The sequence below is a fragment of the Verrucomicrobiota bacterium genome (genome assembly GCA_038744685.1).
Lineage (GTDB): Bacteria > Verrucomicrobiota > Verrucomicrobiia > Opitutales > Puniceicoccaceae > Puniceicoccus.
In genome coordinates this window covers 20,263-28,710 of sequence record JBCDMB010000036.1, presented here as the reverse complement: position 1 = coordinate 28,710, position 8,448 = coordinate 20,263, and the positions used below count along the sequence as shown (strand labels likewise).

5 protein-coding genes are annotated in these 8,448 nt (G+C 53.2%); 4 read left to right on the top strand and 1 reads right to left on the bottom strand.

Features of this window, described 5'->3' with window-relative positions:
- Window positions 1–468 precede the first annotated feature (468 nt).
- Window positions 469–1,110 (bottom strand): PEP-CTERM sorting domain-containing protein, encoded by a 642-nt coding sequence (locus tag AAGJ81_14640; protein ID MEM0967382.1) that lies wholly within the window; start codon window positions 1,108–1,110, stop codon window positions 469–471.
- Window positions 1,111–1,572: 462 nt separating this feature from the next.
- On the opposite strand from AAGJ81_14640, the gene AAGJ81_14635 reads away from it, so the two are divergent.
- Genes AAGJ81_14635 through AAGJ81_14620 form a run of 4 tightly spaced genes read left to right on the top strand, consistent with a single transcriptional unit; the run spans window position 1,573 to window position 8,376 of the window.
- On the top strand, window positions 1,573–2,586 hold the full coding sequence (locus AAGJ81_14635; protein ID MEM0967381.1) for a tRNA-dihydrouridine synthase: 1,014 nt from the start codon (window positions 1,573–1,575) through the stop codon (window positions 2,584–2,586).
- 53 nt (window positions 2,587–2,639) lie between these two features.
- Window positions 2,640–4,085, top strand: coding sequence for a TolC family protein (locus tag AAGJ81_14630; protein MEM0967380.1), 1,446 nt, complete (start codon window positions 2,640–2,642; stop codon window positions 4,083–4,085).
- Window positions 4,085–5,248 carry an efflux RND transporter periplasmic adaptor subunit gene (locus tag AAGJ81_14625; GenBank protein ID MEM0967379.1) on the top strand — a complete coding sequence of 388 codons (1,164 nt, stop codon included), beginning with the start codon at window positions 4,085–4,087 and terminating at the stop codon, window positions 5,246–5,248. Before AAGJ81_14630 ends, AAGJ81_14625 begins: the two co-directional genes overlap by 1 nt.
- On the top strand, window positions 5,245–8,376 hold the full coding sequence (locus AAGJ81_14620; GenBank protein ID MEM0967378.1) for an efflux RND transporter permease subunit: 3,132 nt from the start codon (window positions 5,245–5,247) through the stop codon (window positions 8,374–8,376). The genes AAGJ81_14625 and AAGJ81_14620 overlap by 4 nt, the downstream gene beginning before the upstream one ends.
- The last annotated feature ends 72 nt before the right edge of the window (window positions 8,377–8,448 follow it).

Genomic DNA, 8,448 nt, shown 5'->3' with positions numbered 1-8,448 from the left:
TCCCGTGGCTGGATTCGAGCTGATTTGGCGCAAAATCCGTTTTCTCACCTCAACGAATCTCGATTCGCCTTGGATCGAAAGCCGAATTTTGCCCTGGAACATCTCTTTTTCAGCTCGATCCGGAATTTGTCCACGCGACCTAGTTCCTTGAGTCGCAGCCTAATGGTGCCTAGCAAAGGTTCCACCCTACCGGCCGAAACGCATATCTGGAACTTTAGTTCTTTCCTACTAGTGTGATGTCAGCGAAGTTCGTTTCTAAAGGGCACTTCTATTAACCTCCTTTGAGTAGCTGATTCGCTGTTTCAACCAAAGAGTCGCTAGAGGGTCCGCGTCTCGCGGACCGTTTGATTACCTGAATTGCCAAGCGATGCGGACGCCGAGACGGCGTCCCTTCATGGTTTGGGATGTCAATCTGTAGGTTAATTCGCTGACACCACGCTATTGCTGGAGATAAAGTTAACGACCGTCTTACCTTTTACCTGCTTTTCTACGGCGCAAGAGCATCGCAAAGGCACAGGCGAAGCCGCCGAGGAGCAACGCGGAGGAGGGCTCGGGTATGGGCACAAAGGTGTTGTCGCTGAGGCGGTTGCCATTTCGATCTGCCAGAAACATATCACCCGTGAAGAAACCAGCCACGATCTCGGAGTTGAAGTTGACATTTGAGCCAAAGGTGTAGGTGGCCGCTTTGAGCGTCAATGTCTGGCCAATCGTAACAGGTATCTCAGTGGAAGGAGGAAAGGTAGAGATAGAAATAAAGCCGTCAGTAGCAGTTAGGTCTCCTCTAGGAATGGCATTATCAGTAATATTATTCAGGGCCGCAGTCCCAGGAGCGCCTTCAAGCTCATAGAGGATATTCTGCGGGGGGAACCCTGGAACCCCTCCAATCCCGCTCTGACCGCCGTCGCTGGAGTTCACCCAATCAACGAAAACAAACTCCCGAACGAGCCCATTTGCCGTGATCGTGAAATCGATATCTTCAGTGATACGCACCTCTTGGGCGCCAGCCATGCCGGTTTGGAAATTACCAACCAGCCGAATCGCACCATGGGAGGCACTGACAAAACCAAGTAGAACAAAAAGTGCTAGGAGGGAAAGTCGGTTGATCTTCATAATACTTGAATTTGATCTTTAGGTGATTCGACTACCAAATCTCAGATGTAGACGGTTTGTTCTGCATGTGGCTGAAATGGGCCGACACCACAAAGAGTTGGTTACGATGTAGCAATTCCGCATTTACGGAAAATTTCGCTCCATCATCTCTGGTAGGCGGTAGCGAGAGATACTTATAGGCAAGGTAACTGACAGCAAACGTTAGCAATCCTGTGTACCGTTTCACTTAGGGTATTCAAGGCGCCATGCAATTAAAGTGCGCGGTATCGGGCTAATGGCACTGATGCGGACTAAAGCGCTCCATCGGGGTGGTCTTGAGGAGCGTGGACTTTTGTCCGCCACGGTGGAGTGGGGCGTTTTCGATATCGCCCCGCCGATCAAAATCGCCCCCTTCGGTAGCTGGTCATCAAGCCTGAGTTTGTATTGTAGCCCTATTCTCCATAGGCTTTTGTTTGTTTCTTCATGGCATCATCGGCAAAGCACCGACTTCCCTGGTTCAAACCAGACGAGTTTCCTCTTTACCTCGCGCCTATGGCGGGCTTTACGGACATCGCATTTCGGCATCTCTGCAAGAAAGAAGGTGCCGATGTCATGGTATCGGAATTCGTAATGTGCGAAGCACTCATTCGGAATGCGCCTGGAGTATGGGAAACGATCGAGTTCTCCGAGTTTCAACGACCCATGGGCGTTCAGATTTTCGGTTCTCAAACCGACTCGATGGCGGAAGCCGCTCGTCTCATTGAAGGCCGACTACGACCTGACTTTATCGACCTCAACTTTGGCTGCCCTTCCGAAAAAGTCACTCGGGCCGAGGCAGGCTGTTCTCTTCTCCGCAACCTACCGCAGCTCGCAAAGATCGCCGGTGCCGTTCGGGGAGCCACTCCTCGAACTCCCGTCACCGCAAAAATTAGAATTGGCTGGGACGAAGATTCCATTGTCGCTTCCGAGGCAGCCCGACTCCTTGAAAACGAAGGTATGGAAGCTATCGCGATCCACGGGAGGACGAGAGTGCAAGGCTACCGCGGAGACGCCGACATGGCCGTTATCGAGCAAGTCGCCACAGAGAGGAATGTGCCCGTGATTGCAAACGGTAGTGTCGAGGATTGGGATCGAATCCATCATCTCAGCAATGACACGGACTGTTCCGGTGCCATGATCGGTCGAGCGGCCTTGGGTAATCCATGGATTTTTGGAAGAGTGAAAGAGTTTTTAAAGACTGGCACTGTTCCTCCACCACCTACACTGAGCGAGCGCTTGGAGACGCTGCTGTTCTATGCTGAAGAGCTTGTTGCCTCACCCCTAGGACAGCAAAAAGGCTGCTCGATTGCTTGGATGAGGCCTAAGCTCAAGTCGCTTCTCAAGGATCTGCCTCATAGTAGAAAAGCGAAAGTCGCAATCGATCGGTCGGAAGACATCACTGAACTGCGAGAGATTCTAAGCCAAATCGAGAAAAGAGTCACCAGCCATATCTCCTAAGAGAGGGTTTACCCCTCGACCAATACTCAGGAAATCCATACCGTTCGCCTTTTATGTCTCTACTCCGTCAGTTTTCGGCTATGATACTCCTGTTTCTTATCAGCGCAGGATGTGCGTCCAAACAAAAGCCCTTGGCCGAGGAAGCAGCGCAGGAACGTTTTCCCAATCAGGACTTTTCTGAGGAAACCAGCGAGCCAACCGATTTCTCTGCACTCTGGGTGCGGGACTTCGACGATCCACAACTCGAGGAGTTGATGGAACAAACGCTCGCAGAGAATCCTGACATCGCAGCCGCGGCCGCACAGCTTCGCGCCGCAACGGCAGTGACCCGTATTGTCGGTGCTGACCGGCTCCCTCAGGTATCCGCCCAAGCGATCGGAAGCCGCGGCCGAACCGTCACGGAATTCGATTTTCCCGGAGTAGGTGAAACGATTCAAACACAGACTGAGAATCGTTTCGAACTCGGCCTCAGCCTATCCTGGGAAGTTGACCTTTGGGGACGTCTGGCAGATTCGCGACAAGCGGCACTCTTTGATGAAGAGGCAAGCGCCGCCCGATTTGCTGGAACGCAACTAGCCCTGTCAACCTCGGTCGCTCGTGCCTGGTTCGAAGCAACCGCACTAACGCTACAGGTTACTATTGCCGAGAAACAGTTGGAGGTCGCGGAGAGGAGTCTGCGGGCCACCGAAGACCGGGTAAACCGTGGACTGCTCGGCAGCCTTGAACTGAGCTTGGCCCGCTCTCAAGTCGAAGGCTCGATCTCAATCCTTGAGAATCGGACTCGTGAAATGCGCAACTCCTTTCGGCTCGTCCAGACCCTGTCCGGCGTCTTTCCCGACGGAGATTTTGAACCGGCACCGCAGCTACCCACCCTTGTAGATCCTCCTCCAGAGGCAATCCCGTCTACTGTTCTCGCTCGAAGACCGGACCTTCAGGCAGCCAGCCTCGACATTTCAGCCGCCGATTCACGGGTGAGTTCTGCAGAGAAAAGTCTGATTCCCACCCTTTCCCTTTCCGGAAATTTCGGAACCTCGAGTGATGAACTATCCGATCTCCTCGACAGTGATTTTACGGTTTGGAATATCGCGGGCAATCTCCTACAGCCCATTTTCCAGGGAGGGAGGCTGCGGGCTCAGGTTGAGCAACAGGAAGCCCTCCTTGCCGTTGCGATTGCTGATTTTGAGTCCACCCTTCTGACTGCTTTTCGGGAAGTGGAAGATGCATTGGACAGCGATAAGTTCCTTCGGGAGGCTGCTCTCCGCGCCGAGAGTTCCGCTATGCTCGCACAGGAAGCAGCCAAAGTCGGTTTCGATCAATACGAACGGGGCCTGATTAGCCTCCTCGACGTTCTCGAGCTACAGAACCGCGCCTTTGAGAGTTTCACTCAAGCGATCGATCTAAAGCTCTCTGCGCTTCTCAACCGAATCGATCTTTATGCAGCTCTTGGCGGAGGGTTCGAATCATACCCTCCTCCGAAGACTACCCTATCCAGCCGATAATGAAAGTTCTTCTACCTTTTCTTGTTCTCATTGTTGCCGGGGCAACGACGGCAACTGCGATCTTTCTCCGCCCAAAGCCTGAATCGAGGGAACCCATTGTAACGACAACTCCGATACAAGCCATGGTTGCAGACTCCCGTCCAACCCAACTGATCGTGCACTCCCAGGGAACGGTCATGCCCGATAAGGAAGCGACTATCGCCACCGAGGTAAGTGGTCTGGTGATTGATGTATCTCCACGTTTCGAAACGGGCTTCTTTGTCGAGGAGGGCGAAGTCCTCCTTCGCTTGGATCCAACCAACTTCGAGGCGGCCTTTTCTGAGGCTCGGGCGAATCTTCTTTCCGCGGAGACAGCTCTCATACAAGCGGAAGCAGATGCCGAACAAGCAATTGAGGATCTCCGCCAAGTTGGGATCGAAAACCCGTCCGCACTCGCCCGTAGGGAACCGCAATTGGAACAGGCGCGCCTTTTGGTGGACTCGGCTCAGGCCGCCCTTGACCTTGCGGCGATGAACCTTGAACGCACTCAGATAAAGGCTCCTTTCGCCGGGCAGATAATCGAAACCCTGGTCGACAAAGGAGACGTTCTAGCAGGAACAGGCGCTGAGGTTGGCCGGATTTTCGGAACAAATGAAGCCGAAGTGCGACTATTTCTCTCACGGGATGATCTAACCCACCTGAAGCTTCCAGCAACTCCATCGGCGATCAACGCAGCACCCGAGGAGAAGCCAAAGGTCACCCTCACTGCCGGAGAAGGAAACAACCTGGTTGAGCGGACGGGTTGGATCGATCGGTTGGAAGGAAATACCGACTCGGTCACGAGATTGCGGGGCGCAGTTGCACGGTTTGAGGATCCTCTCGCAATCCATGAAAACGAACCGGAAGCCCCTATTGCTTTTGGCTCTTTCGTTCGCGCTAAGATCCACGGCGATGTGCTCCCGAGTGCTTTCCGCATACCGATCGTCGCTCTTGTGGGTGAGGATAAGATTCGAATCATTGATTCGGAAAATCGTCTGCAAGAAAGAACCGTAACCATCCGGAAAAGGAATGGAACCGATATGGTGATTACGGCGGGCCTCAAAGATGGTGAGTTGATCTGCCTCACCCCACTTGGGGCTTTCGTTCCCGGAATGCCCGTTCGTATCGAAGACAACGGTTCATGATCGCTTGGTTTGCGCGTAACGGCGTTGCCGCCAATCTTCTCGCCATCATCCTTACCGTTGGTGGTCTGTTGGTGGCCACGGCGATCAAGTTAGAGCTATTCCCCAAGTTCGAGCTGGAAGTTGTTTTGGTTGCTGTCCCTTATCCCGGCGCAGCGCCCGAGGACGTTGAAGATGGGATCTGCCTCCGGATTGAAGAGGAAATCCAAGACCTCGAAGGGATTAAGAAACTCACATCCACCGCAGAGGAGGGTCTTGGAACTGTTGTTGCCGAAGTGGAACGAGGAGTCTCCGTTCAGAACTTACTCGACCGGATTAAGGTTCGGATTGATGCCATTGACAATTTCCCTGACGAAGCAGAGGAGCCAATTGTCGAGCAGCCGGAAATTCAACGGGACACGATCACCATCGCTATCCACGGAGAACTTACCGAACGAAGTCTGAAATCGATTGCTGAACGAGTGCGCGATGAGGTTACTCTTCTCCCTGGTGTTTCTTCAGCATCCGTGAAGGGAGTCCGGGACTACGAAATTTCAGTCGAGGTCGATGAAGCCCGCCTCCGCGAATTTGGACTAACCTTTAATGACGTTGCGGATGAACTGCGCTCCGCCTCTCTCGACCTCCCGGGAGGAACCATCCAAGCGGAGCAAGGGCAAATCCTTCTCCGAGCCAATACCTTAGCCAAAGACAGCGAATCCATTGGTGATATTGTCCTACTCTCTGATCCAAGTGGAGCCATTATTCGGGTTCGTGATGTTGCAACGGTAGTCGACGGATTCACCGTCGATCCGCTCATTACAAGATTTGATGGCTCTCCTGCCGCTATGGTCCGGATCTTCGAAGTTGGGAATCAGAATCCTCTCAACATCAGCCGTCAGATCGAAAATTACGTTGCCGAAGAAAAACTACGTTTGCCCGAAGGGGTGAGTATTGACGTCTGGAGAGACTTCTCTGTCTATCTGCGAGACCGTCTCGACCTTCTGATCACAAACGGAGTGGTTGGTTTCCTTCTCGTGCTCGGTGTGCTCACCCTCTTCCTACGCCCGTCGCTCGCCTTGTTCGTGAGCATCGGAATCCCCATCTCATTTCTCGCCACCATTTTGGTAATGCCCGTTTTGGGACAGACTATCAATTTGGTCACCTTGTTCGGTTTCATTCTCGTACTCGGTATCGTAGTGGACGATGCGATTATCGTTGGCGAGAGCGTCTTCTCCGAGTTCCAGAAGAACGGTGCTGGCGTCGAAAGCGCTATTCGGGGAACACACCTGGTTGCCGTCCCAGTCACCTTTGCCGTCCTCACCACAGTTGTCGCTTTCTGCCCGATCTTCTTCATCCCCGGCGTATTCGGAAAATTGTTTTTTGGAATACCAGCGGTTGTTATCCCCGCTTTGCTCTTTTCCCTCGTTCAAAGTAAGCTGGTCCTTCCCTACCACCTGAGTCTTTGCAACGTAGGGAATCGGGACCGCGAAAAGATCGGAAAGGTGAGACGTCTACAGCTTGCCGTCGCAGATGGTCTCGAAAACTTCGTTCAGAACATCTACCGTCCCCTCCTGGCTGTCGCAATGAGGTGGAGGTATCTAACCGCCTCAATTTTTATTGCCACCCTGATTCTGATAATCGGTCTGGTAGGAGGCGGTATTGTGCGGTTCATCTTTTTGGCCCCGGTCCCCTCCGACTACATTCTCGCACTGATGAACATGCCGGAAGGCTCTCCCTATTCGATGACCGAGGCCAATATGAAACGGTTGTCGAATGCGTTGGACGAAGTTCGTGAAGACCTCCAGGAGCAGGGCTTACGCGATCCGATCCGTTATCTCTCGATCTCACTGGGAGGATCTCAATTTCAGGAAGCGGGACCAGGTGGATCTACTAGCGAATCGAGTATCGAGCAAGGGGAAATCGCTCTCGAACTGGTGCCTCCGGAAGTGCGTGACGTGAGTGCTCCCGAGCTGGCCGATCTTTGGCGGGAGAAAGTCGGTTATCTTCCGGGAGTGCGTGATCTCACTTTCTTCGCGGAAGCAGCAAATCCTGCCGGTACTGCTATCGATATTCAGTTGACCGGGCCGAGTTTCGACGATCTTGAGAGAGTCGCAGGCCGGATTCAAAACCAGCTTGCCACTTACGTTGGCATCTTCGACATCCGAAACTCTTACGCAGTCAGCAAAGACGAAATCAACCTGAAGATCCTTCCGTCAGCGCGCACCTCCGGCCTAACCCAGACTGATATTGCCCGCCAAGTTCGCGGTGCCTTTTTTGGCGACGAAGTGCAGCGTATTCAACGGGGACGGGACGAAATCAAGATTATGGTTCGCTATCCTGAAAAGGAGCGTGGAGAGCTCGCCACTCTTGAAAATATGTGGGTACGCAATGCACAGGGGGATCCAATGCCCCTTCGCAACGCTGCTGATCTCGAAATGGGCGAAGGTTTCTCCGAGATCCGACGTGTCAATCGTCAACGCGCGGTGAACATATTTGCCGATGCGGATGATGCGACCGCATCCGTCAACGATGTGCTGAAAGACTTGCAGGAGACCATCTTCCCGGATCTGCAGAGAGAGTTCCCTTCAGTGAACATTACCTTCGAGGGTGAACGCCGTGAACAAGCTGACATCTTTGCCAACATGGGTAAGGGAGCCGTGTTGGCGGCTCTCGTCATTTACGCGCTCCTGGCGATTCCCTTTCGCTCCTATTCACAACCTTTGATCGTGATGTCTGTCATTCCCTTTGGAATTGTTGGGGCTATTGCCGGTCACTTGCTGACTGGCCAGGATTTCAGCATCCTCTCCATCCTCGGTCTGGTCGCCCTTTCCGGTGTGGTCGTAAATGATAGCCTTGTTCTTGTGGACTACATCAACAAGCAGGTGCGCTCGGGTGAGCCTCTTCTCGATGCCGTTAGAAATTCTGGAGCGCGACGGTTCAGACCCGTCTTGCTCACATCCCTCACCACATTCGTAGGGCTGGTCCCTATTCTTCTCGAAACCAATCTTCAGGCGCAGTTCCTGATTCCGATGGCGACCTCCCTCGCCTTCGGCATACTCTACGCGACGTTTATTACCCTATTCCTCGTCCCCGCAGTCTACCTCATTCTGGAGGACATTAAAAACCTCTTCCGGAGTAATACGAGTGGGTAGCGATGGTAAGCGAAGTAGCAGCCACCAAACGTGGAGGGACATCGGCCTCGATGTCCAAAGAGGGCTTTCGCC

What these genes read in the sequence shown, in the direction of transcription:
- AAGJ81_14640 (MEM0967382.1), bottom strand. Translation starts at nt 1,110, where the DNA reads ATGAAGATCAACCGACTTTCCCTCCTAGCACTTTTTGTTCTACTTGGT.
- AAGJ81_14635 (MEM0967381.1), top strand. Translation starts at nt 1,573, where the DNA reads ATGGCATCATCGGCAAAGCACCGACTTCCCTGGTTCAAACCAGACGAG.
- AAGJ81_14630 (MEM0967380.1), top strand. Translation starts at nt 2,640, where the DNA reads ATGTCTCTACTCCGTCAGTTTTCGGCTATGATACTCCTGTTTCTTATC.
- AAGJ81_14625 (MEM0967379.1), top strand. Translation starts at nt 4,085, where the DNA reads ATGAAAGTTCTTCTACCTTTTCTTGTTCTCATTGTTGCCGGGGCAACG.
- AAGJ81_14620 (MEM0967378.1), top strand. Translation starts at nt 5,245, where the DNA reads ATGATCGCTTGGTTTGCGCGTAACGGCGTTGCCGCCAATCTTCTCGCC.